The sequence below is a fragment of the Bradyrhizobium sp. BR 1432 genome (assembly GCF_051547705.1).
Classification (GTDB): Bacteria; Pseudomonadota; Alphaproteobacteria; order Rhizobiales; family Xanthobacteraceae; genus Bradyrhizobium; species Bradyrhizobium zhanjiangense.
Genome location: NZ_JBPUGF010000003.1, coordinates 2,439,647 through 2,463,746, shown reverse-complemented (window position 1 = coordinate 2,463,746; position 24,100 = coordinate 2,439,647). Strand labels below are relative to the sequence as shown.

General features: G+C 62.3%; 22 protein-coding genes. 13 read left to right on the top strand and 9 right to left on the bottom strand.

Annotated features, from left to right (window positions below; translation table 11 throughout):
* Window positions 1-64: 64 nt before the first annotated feature.
* From ACSKB8_RS11750 to ACSKB8_RS11740, 3 genes are all read right to left on the bottom strand, one after another.
* Window positions 65-1,690: a glycosyltransferase family 39 protein gene (locus ACSKB8_RS11750; RefSeq protein WP_438104222.1), complete on the bottom strand. Its 1,626-nt coding sequence runs from the start codon at window positions 1,688-1,690 to the stop codon at window positions 65-67.
* An 89-nt stretch (window positions 1,691-1,779) separates the two neighbouring features.
* Window positions 1,780-2,550, bottom strand: a complete 771-nt coding sequence (locus ACSKB8_RS11745) for a M15 family metallopeptidase (RefSeq protein WP_438104220.1) — start codon at window positions 2,548-2,550, stop codon at window positions 1,780-1,782.
* On the bottom strand, window positions 2,547-3,914 hold the full coding sequence (locus ACSKB8_RS11740) for a YARHG domain-containing protein (protein ID WP_438104219.1): 1,368 nt from the start codon (window positions 3,912-3,914) through the stop codon (window positions 2,547-2,549). The genes ACSKB8_RS11745 and ACSKB8_RS11740 overlap by 4 nt, the downstream gene beginning before the upstream one ends.
* 238 nt (window positions 3,915-4,152) lie before the next feature.
* On the opposite strand from ACSKB8_RS11740, the gene lepA reads away from it, so the two are divergent.
* Window positions 4,153-5,964 carry a translation elongation factor 4 gene (gene lepA / locus ACSKB8_RS11735; protein ID WP_438104217.1) on the top strand — a complete coding sequence of 604 codons (1,812 nt, stop codon included), beginning with the start codon at window positions 4,153-4,155 and terminating at the stop codon, window positions 5,962-5,964.
* A gap of 198 nt (window positions 5,965-6,162) precedes the next feature.
* Here the strand turns inward: lepA and ACSKB8_RS11730 are convergent, their stop codons facing one another.
* Genes ACSKB8_RS11730 through ACSKB8_RS11710 form a run of 5 tightly spaced genes read right to left on the bottom strand, consistent with a single transcriptional unit; the run spans window position 6,163 to window position 11,452 of the window.
* A complete protein-coding gene (locus ACSKB8_RS11730; protein WP_438104215.1) occupies window positions 6,163-7,401 on the bottom strand; it encodes an efflux RND transporter periplasmic adaptor subunit in 1,239 nt (412 codons plus the stop codon).
* 2 nt (window positions 7,402-7,403) lie between these two features.
* Window positions 7,404-9,767, bottom strand: a complete 2,364-nt coding sequence (locus tag ACSKB8_RS11725; RefSeq protein ID WP_438104214.1) for an FtsX-like permease family protein — start codon at window positions 9,765-9,767, stop codon at window positions 7,404-7,406.
* 4 nt (window positions 9,768-9,771) lie between these two features.
* Window positions 9,772-10,479, bottom strand: coding sequence for an ABC transporter ATP-binding protein (locus ACSKB8_RS11720; RefSeq protein WP_438104213.1), 708 nt, complete (start codon window positions 10,477-10,479; stop codon window positions 9,772-9,774).
* A gap of 50 nt (window positions 10,480-10,529) precedes the next feature.
* The gene (locus ACSKB8_RS11715; protein WP_438104211.1) at window positions 10,530-11,204 is read right to left on the bottom strand and encodes a methyltransferase family protein; all 675 of its coding nucleotides are present in this window, start codon (window positions 11,202-11,204) and stop codon (window positions 10,530-10,532) included.
* Window positions 11,204-11,452, bottom strand: coding sequence for a DUF2933 domain-containing protein (locus ACSKB8_RS11710; RefSeq protein WP_438104209.1), 249 nt, complete (start codon window positions 11,450-11,452; stop codon window positions 11,204-11,206). The genes ACSKB8_RS11715 and ACSKB8_RS11710 overlap by 1 nt, the downstream gene beginning before the upstream one ends.
* 174 nt (window positions 11,453-11,626) lie before the next feature.
* Between ACSKB8_RS11710 and ACSKB8_RS11705 the strand changes: the two genes are divergently transcribed.
* The 3 genes from ACSKB8_RS11705 to ACSKB8_RS11695 all read left to right on the top strand — a co-directional run bounded on the left by ACSKB8_RS11705 (window position 11,627) and on the right by ACSKB8_RS11695 (window position 13,711).
* A complete protein-coding gene (locus ACSKB8_RS11705; protein ID WP_438104207.1) occupies window positions 11,627-11,878 on the top strand; it encodes a hypothetical protein in 252 nt (83 codons plus the stop codon).
* Window positions 11,879-12,452: 574 nt separating this feature from the next.
* Window positions 12,453-13,139 (top strand): Crp/Fnr family transcriptional regulator, encoded by a 687-nt coding sequence (locus ACSKB8_RS11700; RefSeq protein WP_438104206.1) that lies wholly within the window; start codon window positions 12,453-12,455, stop codon window positions 13,137-13,139.
* A gap of 146 nt (window positions 13,140-13,285) precedes the next feature.
* Complete coding sequence (locus tag ACSKB8_RS11695) at window positions 13,286-13,711, top strand: hypothetical protein (protein WP_438104204.1); 426 nt, start codon at window positions 13,286-13,288, stop codon at window positions 13,709-13,711.
* Between the two features lie 316 nt (window positions 13,712-14,027).
* On the opposite strand, the gene ACSKB8_RS11690 is transcribed toward ACSKB8_RS11695, so the two are convergent.
* Window positions 14,028-14,237 carry a hypothetical protein gene (locus tag ACSKB8_RS11690; protein WP_063707793.1) on the bottom strand — a complete coding sequence of 70 codons (210 nt, stop codon included), beginning with the start codon at window positions 14,235-14,237 and terminating at the stop codon, window positions 14,028-14,030.
* A gap of 175 nt (window positions 14,238-14,412) precedes the next feature.
* Here ACSKB8_RS11690 and ACSKB8_RS11685 point away from each other — a divergent pair, with 175 nt between their 5' ends.
* The 9 genes from ACSKB8_RS11685 to ACSKB8_RS11645 all read left to right on the top strand — a co-directional run bounded on the left by ACSKB8_RS11685 (window position 14,413) and on the right by ACSKB8_RS11645 (window position 24,100).
* Window positions 14,413-14,844: a hypothetical protein gene (locus ACSKB8_RS11685; RefSeq protein ID WP_438104202.1), complete on the top strand. Its 432-nt coding sequence runs from the start codon at window positions 14,413-14,415 to the stop codon at window positions 14,842-14,844.
* Between the two features lie 122 nt (window positions 14,845-14,966).
* Window positions 14,967-16,352 (top strand): transposase, encoded by a 1,386-nt coding sequence (locus ACSKB8_RS11680; protein ID WP_438104200.1) that lies wholly within the window; start codon window positions 14,967-14,969, stop codon window positions 16,350-16,352.
* A 297-nt stretch (window positions 16,353-16,649) separates the two neighbouring features.
* Window positions 16,650-17,084: a DUF6789 family protein gene (locus tag ACSKB8_RS11675; protein WP_438104198.1), complete on the top strand. Its 435-nt coding sequence runs from the start codon at window positions 16,650-16,652 to the stop codon at window positions 17,082-17,084.
* Window positions 17,085-17,296: 212 nt separating this feature from the next.
* A complete protein-coding gene (locus tag ACSKB8_RS11670; RefSeq protein ID WP_438104197.1) occupies window positions 17,297-18,172 on the top strand; it encodes a tyrosine-type recombinase/integrase in 876 nt (291 codons plus the stop codon).
* Window positions 18,173-18,184: 12 nt separating this feature from the next.
* Window positions 18,185-19,384, top strand: a complete 1,200-nt coding sequence (locus tag ACSKB8_RS11665; RefSeq protein ID WP_438104195.1) for an IS91 family transposase — start codon at window positions 18,185-18,187, stop codon at window positions 19,382-19,384.
* Between the two features lie 1,437 nt (window positions 19,385-20,821).
* A complete protein-coding gene (locus ACSKB8_RS11660) occupies window positions 20,822-21,055 on the top strand; it encodes a hypothetical protein (RefSeq protein WP_247276393.1) in 234 nt (77 codons plus the stop codon).
* A 173-nt stretch (window positions 21,056-21,228) separates the two neighbouring features.
* The gene (locus tag ACSKB8_RS11655) at window positions 21,229-22,155 is read left to right on the top strand and encodes a complex I NDUFA9 subunit family protein (RefSeq protein WP_438104193.1); all 927 of its coding nucleotides are present in this window, start codon (window positions 21,229-21,231) and stop codon (window positions 22,153-22,155) included.
* Between the two features lie 199 nt (window positions 22,156-22,354).
* On the top strand, window positions 22,355-22,810 hold the full coding sequence (locus tag ACSKB8_RS11650; RefSeq protein ID WP_438104192.1) for a cupin domain-containing protein: 456 nt from the start codon (window positions 22,355-22,357) through the stop codon (window positions 22,808-22,810).
* Window positions 22,811-22,945: 135 nt separating this feature from the next.
* Window positions 22,946-24,100 carry an acyl-CoA dehydrogenase family protein gene (locus ACSKB8_RS11645; RefSeq protein WP_438104190.1) on the top strand — a complete coding sequence of 385 codons (1,155 nt, stop codon included), beginning with the start codon at window positions 22,946-22,948 and terminating at the stop codon, window positions 24,098-24,100.

Genomic DNA, 24,100 nt, shown 5'->3' with positions numbered 1-24,100 from the left:
CATGAGACCCGGATCGCAAGAGCGATCCGACCTCTCCCCGCAAGCGGGGAGAGGTAAAGAGAGCTCACTTTCCCGGCGGCACGATGTAGATGTTCCAGCTCATCGCCGGACCGGCCTTGCCGTGGGTGAAGCGGCGCGTCGTCATCACCATGCGCTCGGCGTTCGGCGCGACTTCCGAGACCCACTTCTCGAACTTGGGCAGACGTTCGTCGGTCGCATCGAACACGCCGATGAAGCCGTAGGTCCTGACGTCCTCGAGCGAGGTCAGCCCGGACGCCCAGGCTTCGTTCGGCGTGAACGGGCTGGGGTGATCGGGGCTGTAGAACACCATCGGCTGAATCGTCTCCATGGTCCCGGCGACGACCGCCCAGCGCGAGGCAAAGCGCGCGTGCCAGGCCTGCGTCAGCTCGCGCGCCAGCTCCGAGCGCGCGCCATAGGTCGCCGTGTTGCCGGCATTGGCCGCCATCTCGCGTGCGGCGATCCAGGGCGAGGCGGCGAGCGTGGCGCCGCTGAGCACGAGCCAGATCGCGGCGATGTTGAACAGCACCGAGCTCTGCACCCGCAATGCGGGGATCGCGACCAGCGCCAAGGGCACCAGGAAGAACAGCGAGATGCCCCAATCGGTCTTCATGTAGATGCTGAACACCAGCGCGCCGAGCGGCGGGCCGAATGCGACGATGATCTGGATGATCCAGACGTTCAGCGCCCGCGAGAGGTTGACGCCCGGATTGGTCCCGCGTGCCCAGGCTCGCGTGACGATGCGCAAGGGCGCGCGCATGAGCAGCGTGAGCCACGGCGGCACCAGCGCCATCGCCAGCGCGGCGAGCGCGGCCGGCAGGGCCAGCAGCGCGAAATTATGCAGGAAGTAGCCGGCAACGAGCTGATGCACCTGGCTGCTGTCCTCGAGGCTGTAGGTGTCGCCGGCATAGGTCAGCGGCACGAAATGCGCATCCGCCAGCCAGACGATGTGCGGGATCATCGCCACCACCATCGTCGCGATAGCGACCCATGGCGCCGGCGACGACAGGAAGCGCAACCGCTCGGGATGGATCAGCGCGGCAAGGCCGATGGCGCCGATCATGGTCAGCACCCAATATTTGGTCATCAGCGCCAGCGCGCCGGCCAGCCCGAGCAAGACTCCGGATTGCCAGCTCCGCTTCGCGAAGGCGTTGAGATAAGCGAGCACGAGCAGCGGCAGCGTGACGAGCTGGAGCAGATCCGGGTTGTACTTGAAACCCTTGAAATTGAAGATCGGGTAGAGCGCGATCATCACCGCGACCAGGAACGCACGCCGCGCGTCGACCACGCGCAAGGCAACCAGCCAGCAGATCACCATGCCGACACTGACGGTCGCCATCGCAAGCGCATAGGTCGCCCAGTCCGCCGCCGGGAACAGCTTGAACCAGAGGCCGGCGATCCAGCCCGACAGCGGCGGATGCTTGCCATAACCCCAGAGCAATTTCTGGCCCCAGCCATAGGCTTCTGCGACGTCCATGTGAACGTCCTGCGCCGCCTTGAGATTGATCAGGATGAAGGTCCAGAGCACCGCATGCAGGATGGCGAGTTGGATCACCAGCCAGAGGCGGGCCTCGGGGCGGATCGCGCAGGCAACCAGCCAGGCCCGGAAGCGGTTGTAACTGAGCCGGGTCTTGGTGCGCGCTCTGGCGGAGGGAAGTGACGTGGTCGACATGGAGCGTTGCGTAGCGCGTTTTGCGCTGGAGTGAAATCAGCTTGGCGTGAATGAAGGACGCGGGGATCCCGAGCACGAAAAATCCGCAATCACCGGGCCAGCAGTTCCGGGCGATATTCAAAGTGCATCGTGTCGTAGTGATACCATTTGCCGCCCCAGATGAACCCGTGGCGTTCGAAGATGTCGACGATCTCCTGCGGAATCCTGTTCTTGTACGGGATGGACTTGCCCCGGCCCGCCCACAGCCAATAGTCGGAATATCGCAAATTCAGGTCGATCGCGGCTGCATAGCCATGCATGCTCATCTTTCCGGTATCGGCGACCGGCCGGCACGACAGCACGCCGGCAATTGGAAATGCAGCGGCCTTCAGCGCCGGCGCGAGCTTGTCGATTTCCGCCGACACCTCCTTGAGTCGGTCCGCTACGCCATTGATCCGGGTCACCTGGATCGCCTTCCCCCATGTTCGAGGCAGCCAGATGATGGTGACCAGATTCCGCTGAACCGCTCCACTGTGACAGTCGCCATACATCTTCCTGAAGAATGCTTCGTTTCGAAATCTTCCTGGATCGGCGTTCAATGCGGGCGGCGCATAAACGCCGACGGGATAAGGCAAACGGAGCTGGTCCACGATCGAGGCGTCGCGCAGGCGCTGATCAAACGACTTGTCGTCGATGCCGTCGTCGACCGGCATCGCCGTGCCATCGCGCCAGACAATTTGCTTGCCGTCGTGACCGGACAGAGCCTCGGGATAGGCGCGAACCAACCGATCGAGAAGCTCGGCTCTGGTCTGGGCCTTCGCCGGGGCAGAGGCAAGCACGAGAACGAGGAGGACGCGTGCTGCCCGCAGCGCCGTCATCATCGACGCTTGCCGGTCTGATCGAGCAGCGCGACATTCGCCTCCTCGATCGAATTGAGCTTGGGATTCCATGTATTGGGCGAATACCATGAGAAGCGCTCAAAGCGGGCCTTGAGATCTGCCGCTTCGAAATATCGTCCGCGTCGCGCAAAGATCTCGTTGCGCGCGATACGGAGTTCGTCGTTCGAAAGTCCACGCAGATCAGCGGACGTGAGCAGACGTCGATCGGAATCGGGAAAGATGAAGCCGCTCTGAGCCGGGCCGCCGGATTCATAGCGTTCGATCAAGGCGACATTTGCCTTCTCGACGGCGCCGAGCTGAGGGTCCCAGGTCCGGGGGACGTACCAGGCGAACTTGCTGAATCTCGCTGTCAAATCGGGCGCGCTGAAGTAGCGTCCTCGCCGGGCAAAGATCTCGTTGCGCGCAAGGCGCAGCTCATCCTTGCTCAGCGCCCTCAGATCGGCATCGGCAAGCAGCCGGCTATCGGAATCCGGAAACAGGAAATCCGACTGAGTCCTCGTCACCGGCGCGGAAGACGGAAGGTTTGAGGTGGGCGCCGTCACCGTCGCCGGCACGTCGACTGCCGCGACCTGCCCTGCCGCTGCGCCCGAAAAGTAGAATGAGCCGTCGATTGGTGAGGTGGAAACCCAGGGCTGCTGGGCGCTGCCGGTCGCACGCTTGACGATGAGCCCCACCTGATTGAACGTCTGCAGCACGTCGAGCCCGGGTCGCTGCATCGTTTCGACCAGCGCCCGCGTGTAGGGACTATGCCCGTCGGCGCCGTCGAGCGCGACGTTTCCAGGCTGGGTGGCGTAGGAGAGCAGCGTTCCCTCCGGAGCCCGGATCTGCGCCAGGCCGCCGTCGGAGCCACGCAGGCCACGCCCGCCGAATGGATTGTTCCTACAAGCATCGAGGATGACGATGTTCAGCTTGGTTCCTGCTCCATCCATCTGGCGAAGCACCAGTGCGGCATCGACCATCTGGAAATCCACGTCGGTCTCGCGCGTCGGATTCGCCGTGATCGGCACGAGATAGTTCGTCCCGCGAACCTGGATGCCGTGCCCGGCGTAGTAGAACAAGGCGACGTCGGCGCCGATCAATTGGTTGCCGAAGCGCTGGACCGCGTTGTCGAAGCCCGCCTTGTCCAGCTCGACCTGGGCACTCCCGCCGACCAGCGCGAAGCCGAGCCGCTGCAACGTATCGGCCACCAGCTGCGCGTCGTTCGCGGGGTTCTCCAGCCGCGGCACGCTCCGGTAAGCGGAGTTGCCGATGACGAGGGCGACACGCTTTTCAGCGGCGGCCGGGAAGGTGAAACATGCGGCAAACAACAAGGCAGAAAAATCTTCCAATACATGGCCCGCTTCCATGACAGAAAGCTGGAGGAATAACAGAGCGCGCCCCTGAAATCGATGGCCGCGGAGCTCGGGAACGACCGCAGCCGCTAGAACGGGGCGGCCGGCGACACCGCCCCGATGCCCAAATCGAAACATTGCCCCATCCGAGCGGTTCAGCCGAGCACAGGGGCTGCCGAGCGCGTCGCCCCTGCTGCCGCGGGTGGTCAAGTGAATGGTTGCCGCACGGGGATGTGAGTGGTATCCCGCGCCCATGACGACCGTCCCCATTTCCAACATCCGCAATTTCTCCATCGTCGCCCATATCGACCATGGCAAATCGACGCTGGCCAACCGCCTGATCCAGATGACCGGCGGCCTCTCCGACCGCGAGATGGCGGGCAAGGAGCAGGTGCTCGATTCCATGGACATCGAGCGTGAGCGCGGCATCACCATCAAGGCGCAGACGGTGCGCCTCGCCTACCGCGCCAAGGACGGCAAGGATTACATCTTCAACCTGATGGACACGCCCGGCCATGTCGACTTCGCCTACGAGGTCTCGCGGTCGCTGGCGGCCTGCGAGGGTTCCCTCTTGGTGGTCGACGCCAGCCAGGGCGTCGAAGCGCAGACGCTCGCCAATGTCTACCAGGCGCTCGACAACAACCACGAGATCGTCCCGGTCCTGAACAAGGTCGACCTGCCCGCCGCCGAGCCCGAGAAGATCAAGCAGCAGATCGAAGACGTCATCGGCATCGACGCCTCCGACGCGGTGATGATCTCGGCCAAGACCGGCCTCGGCGTCCCCGACGTGCTCGAAGCCATCGTCACCCGCCTGCCGCCGCCGAAGGGCGACCGCGACGCGACCTTGAAGGCGCTGCTGGTCGACAGCTGGTATGACGTCTATCTCGGCGTCGTCGTGCTGGTGCGGATCGTCGACGGCACCATGAAGAAGGGCCAGCGCGTCCGCATGATGGGCACGGGCGCGGCCTACGACGTCGAGCGCGTCGGCTTCTTCACGCCGAAGATGCAGCAGGTCGACGAACTCGGCCCCGGCGAGATCGGCTTCATCACCGCCGCGATCAAGGAGGTCGCCGACACCCGCGTCGGCGACACCATCACCGACGACAGGAAGCCGGTCGCCGACATGCTGCCCGGCTTCAAGCCGGCGATCCCGGTGGTGTTCTGCGGCCTGTTCCCGGTCGATGCCGACGACTTCGAGACGCTGCGCGCCGCGATGGGCAAGCTGCGGCTGAACGATGCCAGCTTCTCCTTCGAGATGGAGACCTCGGCCGCCCTCGGCTTCGGCTTCCGCTGCGGCTTCCTCGGCCTGTTGCACCTCGAGATCATCCAGGAGCGGCTGTCGCGCGAGTTCGACCTCAACCTGATCGCGACCGCGCCGAGCGTCATCTACAGGATGAAGCTGACCGACGGCCAGGAGATCGAGATCCACAACCCCGTCGACATGCCCGACGTGGTCAAGATCGCCGAGATCGACGAGCCCTGGATCGAGGCGACGATCCTCACTCCGGACGAATATCTCGGCAGCGTGCTCAAGCTCTGCCAGGACCGCCGTGGCTCGCAGAAGGAGCTCACTTACGTCGGCTCGCGCGCCATGGTGAAATACGATCTGCCGCTCAACGAGGTCGTGTTCGATTTCTATGACCGCCTGAAGTCGGTCTCCAAGGGCTACGCCTCGTTCGACTATCATCTCACCGATTACAAGCCGGCCGATCTCGTCAAGATGCAGATCCTGGTCAATGCCGAGCCGGTCGATGCGCTCTCCATGCTGGTGCATCGCACCCGCGCGGAAGGGCGCGGCCGCGCCATGGTCGAGAAGATGAAGGAGCTGATCCCGCCGCACATGTTCCAGATCCCGATCCAGGCGGCGATCGGCGGCAAGGTGATCGCGCGCGAGACCGTCCGCGCGCTGCGCAAGGACGTCACCGCAAAATGCTACGGCGGCGACATCACCCGTAAGCGCAAGCTTCTCGAGAAGCAGAAGGAAGGCAAGAAGAAGATGCGGCAGTTCGGCAAGGTCGACATCCCGCAGGAAGCCTTCATTGCTGCGCTGAAGGTGGATAGCTGAGGCGACGGCTTTCAGTTCGCCAGACAGGTCCGGTCCAGGCAGTTCGGACCGGAAATAAAAAATGCGAAAACAACCCCATGCACAGTAGCCGGGGGTTGTTTGCATTGAGATTTTTCGATTTTACGAAATTCGTTTGACGCGTCGGGCAAAACACTGGCAGAATGGTATCATCGAAACCCTTGCCTTACAGCCGTATATCTATTCCACGCCCCTCTGCGCGATCCTGATCCCATCGGTGATCCGGTCGCTCGGGTGCAGCACGACGCGGTCCCCGGCGGTGAGACCTAGTCGAATTTCGGCCATGCGGCTGTTGCGGTGGCCGATCTGGACGAGAGTCGTTTTTGCACGATCGTTCTCGTCGGCAAAAACGGCCCATTGGTCGCCTTTTCGGAACAAGGCGCTCACCGGCACCGTCAAAGCGTCCTGAGCACTCCAGGTGGTGACGTGGACGATGACCCGATAGTCGTGTCCGAGTGAGACCCAGGCCTCAGTCGGGTCGCTGAAATCGATGGTGACGCGGACCCGCTGCTCCTCGATGCCGAGCGCGGAGACTTTCAGGAATCCGGACGGGTCCACACGGACCACCTTTCCCCTGATGGGCTGCCCGCCCCAGCCGTCGATGCGGACCGGCGCGCCGACCTTGATCTGGACCGCGTCGGTTGAGAGCAGGTCGGCCACGACTTCGAGATCGAGCGGGTTGCCGATATCGACCAGCGGCGCCCCGGGCAGGACCGTGGCCTCGCTGTCCTGGATGATCTTTAGCACCCGTCCGCTCGCAGGCGCGACCACCCGAACACAGCACGTCGGCTCGGCCGAGGGCGCGGCGTTGGCAGGATCCATCAACCGCGCCGCGAGGCTGGTCCGCACCGCGCGGCGCATGTCGACCTGAGCCTTCGCACTCGCCAAGGCGGCCTCGTTAGTGGCGACCTCGAACTTCACCTTGTCGAACGCCTGTGCGGAGATGGTCTGCGTCCGCGACAGCGCCTGGGCGCGCTGGAATTCGGTCCTTGAAAAATCCAGCGCGGCCTCGATCCGCTTCACTTCTGCCTCCTGCTGCTGGATCGCCGCATCCGCGGCCAAGACTTCGGCTTGGAGCTGATCCCGCGAGCGCACGTCGATGAAGCCCGGAAGCGCCGGCTGCATCAGGGCGATGATGGTCTGATTGGCGACGACCTCGTCGCCGACGTGAAGCGAAGGTCCCTGCTCGCCGAGCGGATGCGAAATCCTCAAGACCTTTCCCGCGATGGGCGCCGAGACCGTGTAAACATGGCGGACATGGGTTTTTCCGTCGTCATCCGCCGTGACTTCGATCGGCCCTTTCGAGACGGTCGCAAGATCCACCAGAACCGGGCGGGGCCAGGCGAACCAGGCCAGGCCTCCCGCGATCGCTGCCAGGACCGCAGCACCGACGATACGTTTGGTCCACTTTGCCGGCATGGCTAGTCTCGCGTCTTGAGGACCGCGATGAGGTCCAGTTTGTCGATGCGTTCGCGGATAATGACTGCGGAGGCGACGGCCGCCAACACCACGACCGAGGTGGCGATGACGTAGGTCGAATGTTCGACGACGAGACGCACGCGCATCAGTTCGCCGGCCAGGTTCGTCTTCATGACCCAAGCGAGGGCGTAGCCCATCACCCATCCCGGCGGCTGGGCGATCAGGGTGAGGATGGCGAGCTCCAGCAGCAGGATGCGCAGCACCTCAACGCGCGTGAAGCCGAGCACGCGCAGGCTGGCCAGCTCGCGCGCGCGTTCGGACAGCGAGATGCGGGCGTTGTTGTAGACCACGCCGAACGCGATCACGGCGGCGAGCCCGGTGTAGATGCTCGCCATCGTGGTGACGAGCAGCGCCACGGTCTTGCGGAAGTTCGCCAGCGAGACGCGCTGCAGCGCCACGCCGCCAACCGTCGGCATGGACTTCACGGCGGCGTAGAAGTCCTCCGTCCGGTTCTCGTCGAGGCTGAGATTGACGCTGGTCACGACGGGCGCCTCGCGCATCAGCTTGCGCAGTGCCGCGATCTCCATCATGCCCCTGATGCCGAAATAGTCCTCGACGGTCGCGACGACCGGCACCGTGACGGTTCGCCGGGCTCCCTCCAGCAGATCGATCTCGACGCTATCGCCGGGCCCGACGCCGAGGATGTGGGCGAGCATGCCGGAGATGGCGAGGCCCGTTTCCGGGAGCACGACCGGCCGAAGCTCGACGTCGATGATGCGCCTGAGGTCGGCGTCGGCCGGCCGGCCGCTGATGACGATGCGGCGTTCGACGTTGCCGTGGCGAATCCGGACCGGCACCTCGCGGAACGGCTCGGCCGCAAGAACGCCTGGTAGCCGGTTCACCTGCTCCACGACATTCGCGATCCGCTTCTCGGCAAAGCCGACGGTTGCGTCCTGTCGGTCAGCGAGGAAGTAGGTGACGTCGATCAGGTGCTCCATGCTGTCCCGCGTGAACAGCGAGACCACAAGGATCGCAGTCGCCAGCGCCATGCCGAGCGCGGTGAAGAAGGCCCGCACCGGATGCCGGGCAATGTTGCGGATCATCATCAGTGTCGGCTGTGACACGATCTGATCGAGCTGGATGCTCGCCGGAAGCAGCCGCCGATAGACCGGCGGCGCCGGCGATTGCATGGCGACGGCGGGCGGCAGCTTCACCACCTCGCGCAGCGCCCGGAATGCGCCGATCGCGGCGGCAGCCGCGCTGAGCGCGCCCGCAGTGACGTACAGGTCCGGCGCCTGCGCGAATACCAGGAACGGGAAGTGGAAGAATTCGCCGAACAGCGCGGTGACGCGCAAGCCGAGCCAGGTGCCGGCGACGCCGCCCAGGATGATGCCGATCACGACGATGAAGGCAACGAACTTGAAATAGTGCAGCACGATGCTGCTGTCGGCGTAGCCGAGCGCCTTCAGCAGACCGATCTGCTCGCGCTCGAGCGCGACCAGCCGGGTCAAAGTGAGATTGACCAGGAACGCGGCGACCAGCAGGAAGATCGGCGGCAGCGTGCGGCTCATATTGTTGAGCATGTCGAGCTCATGATCGAGCCAGGCGTGCGAGGTCTGGTCCTTGCGGCCATGAGCCGCCTGCCCCCCATAGGGGTCGAGCAAGGTATCGAGCCGCGAGATCACCTCGCGCTCCGAGGTGCCGGGTTGCAGCTTGACCGAGACCGCCAAAAAGGCGCCATCGAGATCGTAGACGCCGGCAAGCGCCTTCACCGACATCCAGACGATCGCGTAGCGACGGTCATCCGGCATCAGGTCGCCCGGTCCAACGGTGTAGACGAATTCGGGGGACAGCGCGGTGCCGACGATGACGAGCTCGCGCTTCCTGCCGTTCAGGATGGCCGAGAATCGCGCCCCTTCGGAGAAGCCGTGAGCCCGTGCAAACGGCTCGTTCACGACGACCTCTTCGGCCCGTCCGGCCTCAGGAAGACGTCCGGAACGCATGTAGAGTCGATTGAGGTGCGGCTCGCCGTTATCGGGCAGCGAGACGAACTGGGCGCTGGCGGGCTCGGAGAAGCCGGGAATATCCAGCAGCGCCAGCTTGGCGATGCGGGTGTCGACGACGGCGACACCGGGGATCTCGCCGATCCTGGCGGCGAGCGCCTTAGGCGCGCGCTTCGCCTGGGCGAACACGTCGGCGAAGCCATAGCGTTCGTAATAGGCGGTCCGGGTCTCTTCCAGGGAACGATGGGAGCCGACCGCAAGCACCAGCGTCGCAACGCCGCCTCCGACGACCAAGGCGACGGCGAGCACCTGAGCCCAGAGCCGCCTGACGTCGCGAAACAATTTGATGTCGAGCGCTGTCATGTCGTCACCAGGTGAGCTCGGCGGCTTGCCGCCGGCTCGCGTTCTTCTGGATCCGGGAGATCCGCCCGTCGGCGAAGAACAGCACCCGGTCGGCGACCTCCTGGATGCTGGCATTGTGGGTGATGATGACCGTGGTGGTGCCGAGCTGCCGGTTCACCCCGAGCAGCGCTTCGATGACGCGAATGCCCGTCTTCGAGTCCAGCGCCCCGGTCGGCTCGTCGCACAGCAGCACCGCCGGTCGTTTCGCGATCGCGCGTGCGATGGCGACGCGCTGCTGCTCGCCGCCGGAGAGCTGGGCAGGGAAATGATGCATCCGCTCCTCGAGCCCGACGAGAGCCAGCGCGTTGGCTGGCCGCATCGGGTGCTGGGCGACCTCGGTGACCAGTGCGACGTTTTCGTAAGCGGTGAGGCTCGGCACCAAATTGTAGAACTGGAAGACGAAGCCGACATGGTCGCGACGATACTTCGTCAGCTCGCGCTCCTCGAGATCCGTCAGGTCAAGGTCGCGGAAGAACAGCCTGCCGCTGGTCGGCCGGTCGAGACCGCCCATGATGTTGAGCAAGGTCGTCTTGCCGCTTCCGGAGGGACCGAGCAGCACGACCACCTCCTTCTCGGTGATATCGAGGTCGACCGCGTTGAGGGCGTGCACCATCACCTCGCCGGAGACGTAGGTCTTGGTCAGCGCTTTCGCGGTGAAGACTGGCACGCCCATCGACGTCCTTTCAAGCCAGTGCCGTTCGCGGGCATCTCCTCGCGCGAGGGTCAGCCGTGACGATAGCCGCCGGAAGAGCCCTGACCGGATTGCCGGTTGAGATGGGGAAAGAACGCCGGCACCTGCGCAGCGTACCGCTCATAGGTCTCGCCGAACTCGGCCCGGGCCTCGCGCTCCTCGTCTCTGGCAAGCTTCACATACATGACGGTCAGCACCGGAAACATCGCCAGCGTCAGAAGCGTTGGCCATTGCAACAGGAAGCCGAACATTACCAGCACGAAGCCGACATATTGCGGGTGGCGGACGTAGTTGTAGGGGCCGGTGGTGGCTAAGCTGCGGGTCTGCTGCGCGTCGTAGAGCACTTTCCAGGCGGCGGAGATCAGGACGAACCCGGCGCCGATCAAGATGAAACTGAGAATGTGGAAGGGTCCGGCGTGCGGATTCGTCTTCCAACCGAACATCATCTCGAGCAGGTGGCCGGCATCATGCGAGAACCAATCGACATTCGGGTAGCGCGACTGCAGCCAGCCCGAAAGAAAGTAGATGGTGAGCGGGAAGCCGTACATTTCGACGAACAGCGCCACCAGAAACGCGCTGAAAGCGCCGAAGGAGCGCCAGTCGCGGGAGGTCTGCGGCTTGAAGAAGCTGTAGGCGAACTGGATGAACACCGCCGAGTTGACGATGACGAGGCTCCAGAGGCCGTAGGCGGGCGCGGCGTCGTGCATCACGCGCTCCTCGAATCGTTCGGCCGGCCGCTGCCGTGATGGTGTCCGCCGTGCATAAAGAGGTGCATCAGGGGACAGGCGAGGAGCGGCAACCAAACCAGGAGGCCGAGCACATGGGCTCTGTGCTCGGTAAACAGAAGCGCACCAGCGATGGCCAGGAATCCGATCAGGACCAGACCGGCCTTGGCTTTGACGGACATGCCCTCCTGCGAGGGCTCTCCATACCGGGAATGGTCCTGTACCGACATCGGCACGCTCCTATGTTCTTCGGAGCATAGGAGCAGCGCTGCGATCATTGTTGACGCAGATCAACGGCTCTCAAGACGCGGCGACAGAGCTACGAAGCTCATCCCTTGACATTGCTCAAAGCCGATCTGCCGCGGAGGCCTACCATGTAACTCCCGCAATCCGGAGAACCGAACATGATCACCAAGAAATTCGTCGCCGCCATTGGCGTCGTGTCCCTGCTGGCCGTTCCTGCGATGGCTCAAACCACGGACAAAGAGAAGAACGGCCATCACTACAGCGGCGGGCCGAAGACCGAAGTCCCGCATCACATGGGCAGCAAGAAGGAGACCACCGGCGCTTCAACGAAGACTTCATCGGGCGGTCATCATTACACCGGCGGACCCAGCACCTCGACGCCTCACCACATGGGCGACAAAAACAAATAATACCGTCATTCCGCGCGCCCGGTCGTCCGCCTTGCTTGCCGCACACGATGGATGCCGGGCTCGCGCTACGTGCGACCCGGGATGACGGGCGCGGGGGCTGCCTTGGTAGCGCTGCTATCCTCCTCGACGTTCGACAGGATTGGCTGCTTTTGGTTAGTGGTCTCATTGCTTCCGATCAACGCGCAGCCATAGCCTGATTGACGCAAGTTGAACAAAGGCAAGGTAGTTGGCGGCAAGCCTGTCGTAGCGCGTTGGGGTCCGGCCTAACGCAACGTCCGTGACGCGGCCCTCGGTTCGGCGCTCATGGGCAAAAGCGGACATCGATCAGCCGAAAACTTCATTAAACCGACGAAAATGACCCCAAACGGACCTCAACTATCATCCACCAGGCTCCCGTTTAGGTATCCAGAGCGCACGGACGATTGCCGGGACCCCTGCACGGCAACGTAAGAATTGTGAGGAACGGATCGACCTCATCCGACTTTGTCGTCACGTACCCCTTCCGTGGTAGCGCCCTCGGAGCGTTGATTTACCCCTGCGGACCGGCCCGACCGATCGGGCGATAGGTGCGCAAGTGGATGATCCTCTTCGCAACAAGCTCTTAGCCCTTCTTCCCCGACGGGACCTCGAGTCTGTAAGGGAGAGGTCGTCGGTCGTCGGATATGCCCAAGGCGATGTTGTTCAAAAGGAGGGGCAGGAAGTCACGGCCGTTCACTTCCCGCTATCGGGCATGTTCTCGCTTTTGGTCGTGCTGAAAGATGGTCGGACGGCCGAAACCTCCGTCGTCGGGCGGGAAGGCATGATCGGAGCCCGTGCGGGCTTTGGGCCCCCGCGCACGTCCCTCGTTCGCGTCGTCGCCCAGCTACCGGTTCAAGCCTTGAAAATTTCAGCGAAGGAGTTTCGGAACTTGGTGACGCACAGCGCGCCTATGGCGAAGCTGTGTGTCAGGAGTGCTGACGTGTTGCTCGACCAAACCAGGATGACAGCTGCCTGTAATTCGCTGCATGGCGTCGAACAGCGCTTCTGCCGGTGGTTGCTCCACACGGCGGACCGCGCGGAAAGCGATCACTTCGTACTGAAACAGGAGCTACTGTCTGAGATGTTGGGCGTGCACCGCACATACGTCACGGATGTCGCAAACAGGCTGCAAAAACGAGGAGCCATTGCCTATTCGCGGGGAAAACTTCAGATCCTGGATCGCAGCCTCGTGCGAGATTTATCGTGCGAATGCTATGGCCTTCTCAAGCGAAATAGTTCCTAGCATTTCTTTCGAGCTCGCGAATATTTACGTCGACAACCAGACATAACGGGTATTTACTTCTTCGATCACCGCACCGTCCTTAAGGCAGTTATCGGTGAAGAGAACGCCGGTTGCGCTCCCGCCCCAACTTAAATGGAGCAGCGCCGATGCGACGCCGTTTCAAACAAACCAGCACCCTCGAACAGCGGCTGCTCGAACAGGCAGAACGTCTGCGCCAGCGGGCCCAAGCCACTCCGCCCGGCGTTGAACGCGAAGGACTTTTGCGTCGTGCGCGCCAAGCCGAGACCGCTTCCCGCGTCAACGACTGGCTTCGTCCAAGGAATTGCCGCCGCCAACCTAGCGCGGAGCAGCAATTCAATATGGTCGGATACCGAGCATTTATTATCGGCGAGGATGGGCACATCTGCGATGCGCGGGTGATTGAGGCGGCCAGTGATGAAGCCGCTGTCAAGGCCGCACGGCGCTTGATCAATCGCCACGGCGTCGAGATATGGCAACTCGGTCGCAAGGTCGCGATCCTTGACGCCGATGATGCAGCGCCGAGTGCTGCCCCCACGCTCCCGCCTGCTTAATAGCGAAGCAACGCGATGCTCATTCTAATCGACAATCCGGAGCGCCGCGCCGAGCTGATCTCGCGAGTTCGGGCCCGTATCGATTGCGAAACTGAAGAGGTGAGCGAAGCGCTGTGCGAAGGTCGCCCAGCGACCCGCGCCTTACGCTTGCTTGAGACGCTCACGAAAATCCTGGCAGAGCTGGAGGTGCAAAAGTAAGCCGCCTCGGTTGGCGGCCTTTTTCATTTCGAACGTCACCTATTGGCCCTTCGCGACATTGCACTGCCGCGCGATCCCGGTCGCTAACGGGGCATAGGATGTGCAGAGGACTCGTCGTTCAGAGATGAGCACGCGGCAATAGCCATCCCATGATCTTCTGATACGGATCGCGACGACTGCGGACGAATGCGTTCTCGTTCTGCTGAGCGGCGGTCCTGGCGAATTCGGAAATCCCCTCCATAGACTGCCGTTTATCCTTCGGAAGCTTCGCCCATTGGCGAATGATCTTCCGGCGGGCTTCGCGTTGCTTTTCCCTTACGTCAGGCATCGGGACGCTCCTTGAAGAGGATTTATTCCGGTCGACCTAGTATTGTTTGGGCTCACTAGAACTTCAACGTCCAATCAAGAACTCTTAGCCCCCCTGATCGTGCGGCAGGAGCGAGTCTCATATTGGCTTTGCAGGCCCGCCGGCCTAGAATTGCGGCGATCGCAGGACGGGCGAAATGCAGTATGTTTGCGACGCACCGAAGGGCAAGACCTGGTTCCGTATCGAGACGGAAGGTGAAGCGATGCATGAGTCGCGCCTGATGGGTCACACAGTTGAGAAATATTTCCGCCGCGAGCGGGAGAAGGCAGTCCAGTCCTGGCGTCCCGAGCGGCCCAACGCGATCGAGCGCGACATCGGCCTCGAGGCCCATATACAGCGAGAGATGCCGCTTTTCCTCACGCTGCGCGACAGGGAGGGCAATGCACTGACGACAGCGATGCTGCCACCCGGTGGCAAGGATCGCGGCGGGTTCCGGATCATCATCGTTGCCGCATCCAATGCCGATCCTTATCCTCAGCACGACGCGGCCATCGCTGCACTGGGAGCGCATTTCGGTCTCACACTCGATCGCAACCGCTGCTTCCCCTACGGCCGCCAAGGAGCCTGACAAGTATCGCCGCTTGATTGGAGCGATGTCGGCTCATGGCCGATTTTGTTGCAAAAGTCAGTTGAGACGAGCCGGCAAGCGTGATTCCGTTGTGTTGACGCGAATCGCGACGAGGTCGATCCATGATGGGCCGTCTGAAGAGTGACCAAGGTCAACTGTTCTACGAGTTTCATCTTGGCGACGCGGTTCCTGAAGATCATCTCGTTCGGAAGATCGATGCTGCTCTCGATCTGTCCTGGCTTCGCAGCGAACTAGCTCCTCATTATTCGTCCATGGGTCGCCCGTCGATTGATCCGGAACTGATGATCCGGATGCTGATCGTGGGGTATGTCTTCGCGATCCGCTCGGAGCGCCTGCTCTGCCGTGAAGTGCAGGTGAACCTCGCCTATCGGTGGTTCTGCAAGCTCGGTATCGAGGATGCTATCCCGGATCATTCGGCCTTCTCGCGGGCCCGCAATGAGCGCTTCCGCGAGGGAGATGTCGTTCGTCGCGTATTCGAACATATTGTCGGGGCGTGCATTGTAGCCGGTCTGGTTGGTGGCGAAGGTTTTGCGGTAGACGCGAGCCTGATCCAGGCAGATGCCAACAAGCAGCGCTCGATCGCGGGTCAGGATTGGCGCAGGGATCGTGATCCGGCGAGGTCAAGCCGCGCGGTGAAGGAGTATCTGGCGACCCTCGACGATACGGCGTGGGGTGCGGCCAGTGACGTTGTCCCGAAGTTCATCTCGCCGTCCGATCCCGCGGCCCAGTGGACCGGAGCTCACAAGGGACCGGCATTCTTCGCTTACTCCGACAATTATCTCATCGACGTGAAGTTCGGCGTTATCGTTGATGTTGAGGCGTCCCGCGCCATTCGCCAGGCCGAGGTCGGAGCGGCGAGGACAATGATCGAACGAACAGAGGAGCGCTTTGGTCTCAAGCCAGAGCGGCTTGTCGGGGATACCGCTTACGGGGCTGCTCCGATGCTGAACTGGCTGGTGGAGGAGAAGGGCATCGCGCCACATATCCCCGTGTTCGACAAGTCGAAGCGAGATGACGGTACCTTCTCGCGCAGCGACTTTCGATATGATCCGACCAGCGACGTCTACCATTGTCCGGGCGGAAAGCGGCTCGGGACGAGCGGCACCGTGCACGAGGGCAAAACGCTTCTGTATCGTGCGAGCAAGCTCGACTGCGACGCATGCCCACTTAAACCGCAGTGCTGTCCAAAAGAACCATCGCGCAAGATCCCGCGCGACATACATGAGCACGCCCGGGACGTCGCCCGGTCGTTCGCTGGCACCGAGGGCTTCGAGACGTCGCGACGTCAGCGCAAGAAGATCGAGATGCGGTTTGCGCACTTGAAGCGCATCCTGAGGCTTGGTCGGCTTCGGCTTCGTGGCCCACGGGGCGCCCAGGACGAGTTTGTTCTGGCCGCCATTGCTCAGAACCTACGGCGGCTCGCATCGCTGGTTGCGCGACCGCCACCCGCTCGGGTCTGTGTACTGCGTAGCGTAAAAGTTGCGTAGAGAGCGTCCGGGTCGCGAGACCAAACCCCGTCGCCCCAAGTGAAATAGCCGAACCACATCACCGGTCACTGCCGACTTTTGCAACAAAATCGGCCCTTCGCGTCTTTTGCTGCGATTGCACAAAAGCGGTCGGTTTCGGGGCGAAGCGGACATCGACGAAGGTCCGGTAGCCGAGGAGGCCAGCCTGACGCCTTCAGTCGAATTGCGTCCATGATCGACGAGGAGCAGCGACCGCGCGGTCATCTGGAAAGCCACCCCTGAGAATGGGCGACCGATATCATGCCTTCAGGCGATAGGATGTGGAAGGCAGTTGTTGCAGGGTTGTGTGGAAGCATCACGCATTCGCTGCTGATGTATTTCAAATCTTGGGCTGAACTGCTTCCGTCATTCCAGCCCTACGAAAGTCTCCAGACGACACTGAGCCATGTAACGGGCACCGCAATCCATCCGGTGGTGCCTTGGTTGCTTTCATTCCTGAATGGCTCAACCTTCGTCAGTTTCATATTTGGACGTCTTTATCGATGGCTGCCAGGCAACGTCGGTGCGATCAAAGGAATGATATACGGTGTGCTCGGATGGGCGATTATGGGACTGGTGTTCTTTCCTATGATCGGCCTTGGGCTATTCGCACTCCAGGTTGGACTTGGCATTTCACCCGCACTGTTCTCGGTGGCAATGCTCCTAACCTACAGCGTAACACTGGGCATCGTTTACGGCGCACTCAATTCCTGACTTGTTTGAATGTGAGCAGCGCATGTCCGTTTGGGGTCACAAGCGGCGGTCGAAGCGAGCGCGGCCCCGCGTCGGCCGCTCTACCGACAAAGGACTAAACCGCTCGCGCGGTAGGGCATGGTAGCTGGCAGCGCAGCTGAGAGGATAGCGCGACGAGGCGTCCTGTCTTGAGATGAGGGGTTCGCAACCTTCACCCAAGACAGGAGCCCCCCATGACCGACGAGGCAGTAAGCCCACTGCGCCGGCGCATGATCGAAGACATGACGATCCGGAAGTTCGCAGCCAAGACCCAACATGACTACGTTCAACGGGTCAAGCATTTCGCCGCGTTTCTCGGGCAATCACCCGATCTTGCGACCTTCGAGGACGTGCGTCGCTATCAGCTGCATCTGGCGACGGGCGGCGCCGGCGTGCCGACCATCAACCAGGCTGTCTCGACGTTGCGGTTCTTTTTCAAAGTCACCTTGAAGCGCCACGATATCATCGAGCACACTCAATTCATTCACGAGGCACGCAAGCTGCCGGTGGTACTGAGCGTGGAGGAAGTGGCACGGCTGCTCGATGCCGCACCGGGGCTCAAATACAAGGCGGCTCTCAGCGTGGCCTACGGTGCCGGGCTGCGTGCCAACGAGGTCGTCTCGCTCAAGGTCTCCGATATCGACAGCAAGCGGATGATCATCCGCGTCGAGCAGGGCAAGGGCGGCAAGGACCGCAATGTCATGCTGTCGCCCAGCCTGCTCGCGCTGCTACGGGCCTGGTGGAAGATGGCTCGGCCGCAAGGCTGGCTGTTCCCGGGCCGCGATCCGGCGCAGCAGATGACGACGCGCCAGCTCAATCGTGCCTGTCATGCCGCCGTGCAGATGGCGGAGATCAAAAAGCGCGTGTCGCTGCACACATTGCGCCACAGCTTCGCTACTCACCTCCTGGAGCAGAACGTCGACGTCCGCGTCATCCAGGTGCTGCTCGGCCACGCCAAGCTCGATACCACCGCGCTCTACACCCGCGTCGCCACCAAGACCATCAGCGAGGTCATGAGCCCGTTGGAGCACATCGCTCTCAAGCTCAAGGAGGCGCGGCCGCCCGGCTGACGCTGGGCACCTATGTCTCGCCCGGCTCTGGAGGTTGCGGATATCTTCCGCAGCCATGGCCCGGCATGGCGTCACGCCCATGCCGGCCATGTCAGCCTCGACCAGTTGAAGGTGATGTCGGCGATCGAGAGTTGCCGCACGGCAGCTCTCGGCGGCCATGTCGCGCGCTGCGAGGACTGTGCCTACACGTCCATCGCCTACAATTCCTGCCGCAATCGGCACTGCCCGAAGTGCCAGGGCGCCGCGGCGAAGCAGTGGCTCGCCGACCGTGAGGCCGAACTGCTGCCGGTGCCGTATTATCACGTTGTGTTCACGGTGCCGGCCCGGATCGCCGACATCGCCTATCACAACAGGGCCACCATCTACGATCTGCTGTTCAAGGTCTCGGCCGAGACCATGCTGACGATCGCCGCCGACCCGAAGCATCTCGGCGCCAGGATCGGCATTACGTCCGTGCTGCACACCTGGGGCTCGGCCATGACCCACCACCCGCACGTCCACATGATTGTGCCGGGCGGCGGCATCTCGCCCGACGGCCAGCGCTGGGTGGCCTGCCGGCCAGGGTTCTTCCTGCCGGTGCGTGTGCTCTCACGCCTGTTTCGGCGGCTGTTCCTCGAGCGCCTTGCCGCCCTCCACCAGGCCGGGCGCCTGAGCTTCTTCGGCAACGACGCTCATCTCGCCGGAGCACAATCATTCGCCGCGTTGCTCACAGCGTCGCGCAAGACGGAATGGGTCGTTTATGCCAAGCGTCCGTTTGGCGGTCCCGAGGCCGTGCTGGCCTATCTGTCGCGCTATACCCACCGCGTCGCTATCGCCAACAGCCGCCTGATCGCCCTCGGCCGGCACGGCGTCACCTTCAGCTGGAAGGATTACCGGGTCGAAGGCTACGACCGTCAAAAGCGGATGACGATCGCTGCAGACGAGTTCATCCGCCGCTTCCTCATCCACGTGCTGCCAAAGGGCTTCCACCGCATCCGCCACTACGGTCTGCTCGCGCGGAGCGCCTGCGCCGACAACGTTGCACGCGCGCGCGAACTGCTCGTCGTCAAGGATCGTAAGGATGAGCCGACCGAGACTGTCGTCGACAGCGGCAGGCCGCCGTGTCCATGCTGCGGCGGCCGCATGATCGTCATCGAGGTCTTCGAACAAGGCACAACGCCTCGCCATCAAGCGACCCCGCCAACCAGCGCCATCAGGATCGATACCTCATGAGCGCGCAACCGTCGCTCTGCAAAGCAGTTCGCCATGCCCGCCGCTCATCGACCGGCCACAACGGCATACGCCCCAACGGTCAGCTGTCGTCGCCAATCCGCCGACGATTGATCACGTTCGAAGCCATCTACCCATCATTCACCAGCCCCGCTACCCTCGCGCAGCTCGCTGCATTGCTTCGAACTCCATCGGCCAGTTCGCCCGCAGAGCTCAAATCCCCATAGAGCCCGCCGCACCCTTCCTGCCCACCATGCGCGGTTTCCTCCCTTGGAGGCTTTCGGACGCCGGCCGCCGAATGTGCCGCGCCATCAGTCATGCGGCCGGCATCCGAAACCCTTCACAATAGCCGACATCACAACAGGATCAGCGTTGGTTCGGCTAAGGGGCCAACAGGCGACATTCGCAAAATGAAAGAGGCCGCCAACTGAAGCGGCCTTAGTATAGCTCCCAATTCCTTCGGTCGGGCGCTCTTTTGTGAGCGCCGGGCGTCAATTTTCCAGTCCGGTAGCGCTAATCGCAACGGCGGATCCTGCGAACCGAACCGTCGTCGCGCTCGATCGTGACGGTGCGGCATCCACCGCGATATCCGCGATCATATCCGTAAGCGCGATAAGCGGGTCGATCGTACTCTCGGTAGTAACGCCGCTCCGGGCCCACTCTCACGCCGCCGAGCGGAGTTTCAACGGCAACCTGAGCTGACGCGGGCGCAATGGAGATCGGCGTGGCGATAGCGAAACCAGCAACCGCCATTACACCGGCCAATAACAGAGTTCTCATACGAGTTCCTCCTGAGTATTGCAGTTGCTTTCCAACATCCCAGGTAGGGCAAGGTTCCTGCACGACATTCATCCAAACGGCGGGCGGCTCAGATCTAGGTCGCCCGCCTCGGATGGAATGCGGATAGTGCTGGCCCGCCGCGCATATTCCTGAGCCAAACAAAATGCCGACCGGAATGCCTGTTGAGGGTCAGACTCCGAAGAACTCGCTTTCAGCACAACGAGTCAGCCTTGCTTCAATCAGCCGACATCAAGGCGGAGTTTGGAGGTCTGCGTCGAGCCAAAGCGGCGGTGCATTTCTGCAGCTACACAAGAGGACGAAAGGTCCGAGCCCCTTGCGGGAATGCCGGCTAAACATTCGCCGCAGTCGGCAAACTGCATTGGCAAAAATCGCGCGCACTTCGGATTTTCAAAAGGCATGGCGCAAGTTGACGATTCGACCAATCAACTTGATCCCGTCTCTACAGTTGCCCTCGGGATGCCAACTGAGGTGTTTCAGCGGCCGGTGCGCACTGGCTCCGAGACGATCTGAAGCAAGTCAGGTCGAATAGGAACAATTGGTGAACTCCGCCGTTCGTAGCGCACCGGCCGATGAACGTTCCAGGTCAGCCAAGAAGGCCGCTCAAACTCGCAAACGCCGCGCGGCGTGAAGGAGGCACAAATGTCGACATGCGAAACCTGCGGCAATGACTATGACAAGGCTTTTCAGGTGGTGATGAACGGCCAGGCGCACACGTTCGACAGCTTCGAGTGCGCAATCCATGCCTTGGCGCCAACGTGCAAGCATTGCGGAACGCGCATCGTAGGACACGGCCTGGAAAAGAGCGGCACCTACTATTGCTGCGACCACTGCGCCCAGAAGGAAGGCGTGACCGACCTCCGCGATCGTGTGTAGAGCCAGGAATAGACTCGGCGGTGTTGCACGCACCTTCCTCGGGAATTTTGGCGCCCACTCGGGGAGGTGAGATGAAACGGATTGCCGTTGCTGGGCGCCGCTTTCGCGAGAATAGACGACCGACGAGCCTGCGGTCTCCGCTGACTTGAGACGATCTCAGTACGAGTTGCGCTATGGCGCCCGCAAATAATCGCCTTGTTACGGTGTTCGGTGGAACGGGGTTTCTCGGCCGCCGCGTTGTTCAACATTTGCTCCGGTCGCCCGAGTTTTTCGTTCGAATTGCATCAAGACATCCCGAGCGAGGCAGACAGCTTTTTGGTCACGACGACCCACGCCTCCAATCCGTGAACGTCGATCTACGCGACGAGGGTTCGATAGCCGCTGCTGTTGATGGCGCATACGGCGCCATCAACGCGGTCAGCCTCTATGTTGAACACGGACAGGAGACTTTTCACTCCGTGCATGTGGAATCAGCCCGGCGATTGGCGGCCAGGGCACATCGAGCGGGCGTCAAGCGGCTCATCCACGTTTCCGGAATCGGCTCTGATGCCACCTCGCCGTCCCTCTATATTCGCAAGCGTGGCGAAGGCGAACTCGCGGTCCGCGCAGCATTTCCTGAGGCTACGCTGGTTCGCCCGGCGGTCATGTTCGGCCCGGATGACGCGTTTCTCACCATCATCCTCAAGCTGCTCCGCCGATATCCGATCTATCCGATGTTCGGCCGCGGATCGACGCGATTGCAGCCGGCCTATGTTGACGATGTGGCCGACGCGATCACAAGAGCGCTTCTGAACACCGAATCGAACGCAATCACGTATGAATGCGCGGGTCCTCGCATCTACACCTACGAAGAGCTTCTCAGAACCGTCGCGCACGCAGCCGGCCGCAGCCCCGTGCTGATTCCTGTACCGTTTACTGCTTGGCATGTCGCAGGATGGATTTCGGAGCTGCTTCCAAGGCCACCCATCACACGGAATCAGGTGGAATTGATGCAGATCGACAGCATCGCGTCGGTGGGAATGCCAGGATTTTCCGAGCTTGGAATCCCGCCGCAGTCAGTCGAACAGGTTGTACCGGCCATGTTGCGGGAAAGCTCGTAGGATGAGTTGAGTTCTTGCGAAACCCATCGCCCAAATGGGCGGACGCAGAATCTGGTAATGCTCTGTTAGCTCGATCCGATTTGTGAGGAAGAGGTTTGATGGGTTTCGCTTCGCTCTACCCATCCTACGAGCTGGACTCTGTCAGCTCCAAGGAGTTCTAATGTGTGTCTTGCTCCACATTACCGTGGGAGGAACTCACATGAAAAAGCTCTTGGTGATAGCGGGCTTGGTGGCGTTCTCATTCCCAGCGACCGCGCAAGACACGCCGACGCGGGTCACCCCTGATGCACTTGCGTGGAAGGAAAACCCGAGCTTTCCCAAAGGTGTCCAGCTCGCAACGCTGGTTGGAGACTCAACAAAAGCGGGGGATGTGGTTGTCTTGCGTATCAAATTTCCCCCTAATTTTCAGATGCCGCCGCACACTCATCCCTATTCCGAGGTCGTGACCATCATAAGCGGCGATATCGGGACTAGTCACGGCGAAACGTTCGAGAAGAAGGGCGAGTTGTTAAAGCCAGGCTCATTGTGGGTATATCCGGCAAAGCACCCTCACTACGCCTGGACCGGAAACGAGGAGGCCGTTCTCCAAGTTCAGTTTGTCGGTCCTGGAGGCATCGATTACATCAATCCAGCCGACGATCCGCGCAAGAAGTAAGCGTGGTCCCTACCGTCTTCGTGGCTCCCGATCGGATGGAGTGAAGCAGTTGGATGTGACCTTGATCCTCGCTACCAAATAGAGGACCATCGCGTTCCTGACCGCTCACGGCAGAATGGGCGAGGAAACGCAGCAATGAACGCAACTGCCGAATTCGGCTTGGTCGACCGTGCCCGCGCCATCGCGCCGCTGATTGCGAGCGAAGCGAATGAGATCGAGCTCACGCGGCGGCTGACGCCTCCTGTCGTCAATGCCCTCACCGAGAACGGGCTCTATCGCGCCCTCCTCCCGCAAAGCCTCGGCGGCGCTGAAGCCCCGATCGAGATCTTCATGCAGATGCTGGAGGAGATCGCGAAGGCGGATGCCTCGACCGCCTGGTGCCTCGGCCAGTGCAGCGTCTGCGCGATGATCGCGGCCTCGCTCGACCGTGACACCGCGGAGGAGATCTTCAATACCGCGCCCGGCATCCTCGCCTGGGGTGCGATCGCGCATGAGGCGCGCGCGGTCGAGGGCGGCTATCGCGTCACGGCGCGGTGGGATTTTGCCTCGGGCTCGCGGCAGGCGAGCTGGCTGGGGGCGCATGTGCGTATCGTCAATGCCGACGGCACGCCGCGGAGGAATGCCGACGGGTCGCCGGAGGTGCGCACCATCCTGTTTCCGGTCGCGAGCGCTGTGCTGCACGACGTGTGGCAGGCGATCGGGCTTGCGGGCACCGGCACCGATTCCTACGAGGTCAGCGACCTCTTCATTCCCGAGCGCTTTACGGCGTTTCGCGACGTGCCGTTTGCGCTGCGCGAGACGGGTCCGCTCTACAAGATCGGTACCGGCTCGACCTTCAGCCTTGGCTTCGCCGCGGTCTCGCTCGGCGTGGCGCGGGCGACACTGGATACGGCCATCGCACTGGCGCGTGGAAAACATCAGTCGCTCGCGGCCAGCGCCATGCGCGACAACGGCGCGGTCCAGGGGCTGATCGGCCGCACCGAGGGGGACTTGCGCGCTGCGCGCGCCTATCTCTATGCGACCGCGCATGCGATGTGGCGCGATCTCTGCGCGACCGGCGAGTTCAGTGCGGCGCATCGCAGCGCGGTTCGCTTGGCCGCGACCTGGACCATCCACCAATCGGCGAAGGTGGTCGACGCCGCCTATCACATGGCCGGCGCGACCGCGGTGTTCCGCAGCAATCCGTTCGAGCGACGGTTTCGCGACATGCACGCCATCGCGCAGCAGATACAAGCGCGCGACACGCACTATGAGGATGTGGGGAAGGCGATTTTGGCGGGGGGACGCTGA

Coding starts and splice junctions, on each gene's coding strand:
- ACSKB8_RS11750 (WP_438104222.1), bottom strand. CDS start 1,690: ATGTCGACCACGTCACTTCCCTCCGCCAGAGCGCGCACCAAGACCCGG.
- ACSKB8_RS11745 (WP_438104220.1), bottom strand. CDS start 2,550: ATGATGACGGCGCTGCGGGCAGCACGCGTCCTCCTCGTTCTCGTGCTT.
- ACSKB8_RS11740 (WP_438104219.1), bottom strand. CDS start 3,914: ATGGAAGCGGGCCATGTATTGGAAGATTTTTCTGCCTTGTTGTTTGCC.
- lepA (WP_438104217.1), top strand. CDS start 4,153: ATGACGACCGTCCCCATTTCCAACATCCGCAATTTCTCCATCGTCGCC.
- ACSKB8_RS11730 (WP_438104215.1), bottom strand. CDS start 7,401: ATGCCGGCAAAGTGGACCAAACGTATCGTCGGTGCTGCGGTCCTGGCA.
- ACSKB8_RS11725 (WP_438104214.1), bottom strand. CDS start 9,767: ATGACAGCGCTCGACATCAAATTGTTTCGCGACGTCAGGCGGCTCTGG.
- ACSKB8_RS11720 (WP_438104213.1), bottom strand. CDS start 10,479: ATGGGCGTGCCAGTCTTCACCGCGAAAGCGCTGACCAAGACCTACGTC.
- ACSKB8_RS11715 (WP_438104211.1), bottom strand. CDS start 11,204: ATGCACGACGCCGCGCCCGCCTACGGCCTCTGGAGCCTCGTCATCGTC.
- ACSKB8_RS11710 (WP_438104209.1), bottom strand. CDS start 11,452: ATGTCGGTACAGGACCATTCCCGGTATGGAGAGCCCTCGCAGGAGGGC.
- ACSKB8_RS11705 (WP_438104207.1), top strand. CDS start 11,627: ATGATCACCAAGAAATTCGTCGCCGCCATTGGCGTCGTGTCCCTGCTG.
- ACSKB8_RS11695 (WP_438104204.1), top strand. CDS start 13,286: ATGCGACGCCGTTTCAAACAAACCAGCACCCTCGAACAGCGGCTGCTC.
- ACSKB8_RS11690 (WP_063707793.1), bottom strand. CDS start 14,237: ATGCCTGACGTAAGGGAAAAGCAACGCGAAGCCCGCCGGAAGATCATT.
- ACSKB8_RS11685 (WP_438104202.1), top strand. CDS start 14,413: ATGCAGTATGTTTGCGACGCACCGAAGGGCAAGACCTGGTTCCGTATC.
- ACSKB8_RS11680 (WP_438104200.1), top strand. CDS start 14,967: ATGATGGGCCGTCTGAAGAGTGACCAAGGTCAACTGTTCTACGAGTTT.
- ACSKB8_RS11675 (WP_438104198.1), top strand. CDS start 16,650: ATGTGGAAGGCAGTTGTTGCAGGGTTGTGTGGAAGCATCACGCATTCG.
- ACSKB8_RS11670 (WP_438104197.1), top strand. CDS start 17,297: ATGACCGACGAGGCAGTAAGCCCACTGCGCCGGCGCATGATCGAAGAC.
- ACSKB8_RS11665 (WP_438104195.1), top strand. CDS start 18,185: ATGTCTCGCCCGGCTCTGGAGGTTGCGGATATCTTCCGCAGCCATGGC.
- ACSKB8_RS11660 (WP_247276393.1), top strand. CDS start 20,822: ATGTCGACATGCGAAACCTGCGGCAATGACTATGACAAGGCTTTTCAG.
- ACSKB8_RS11655 (WP_438104193.1), top strand. CDS start 21,229: ATGGCGCCCGCAAATAATCGCCTTGTTACGGTGTTCGGTGGAACGGGG.
- ACSKB8_RS11650 (WP_438104192.1), top strand. CDS start 22,355: ATGAAAAAGCTCTTGGTGATAGCGGGCTTGGTGGCGTTCTCATTCCCA.
- ACSKB8_RS11645 (WP_438104190.1), top strand. CDS start 22,946: ATGAACGCAACTGCCGAATTCGGCTTGGTCGACCGTGCCCGCGCCATC.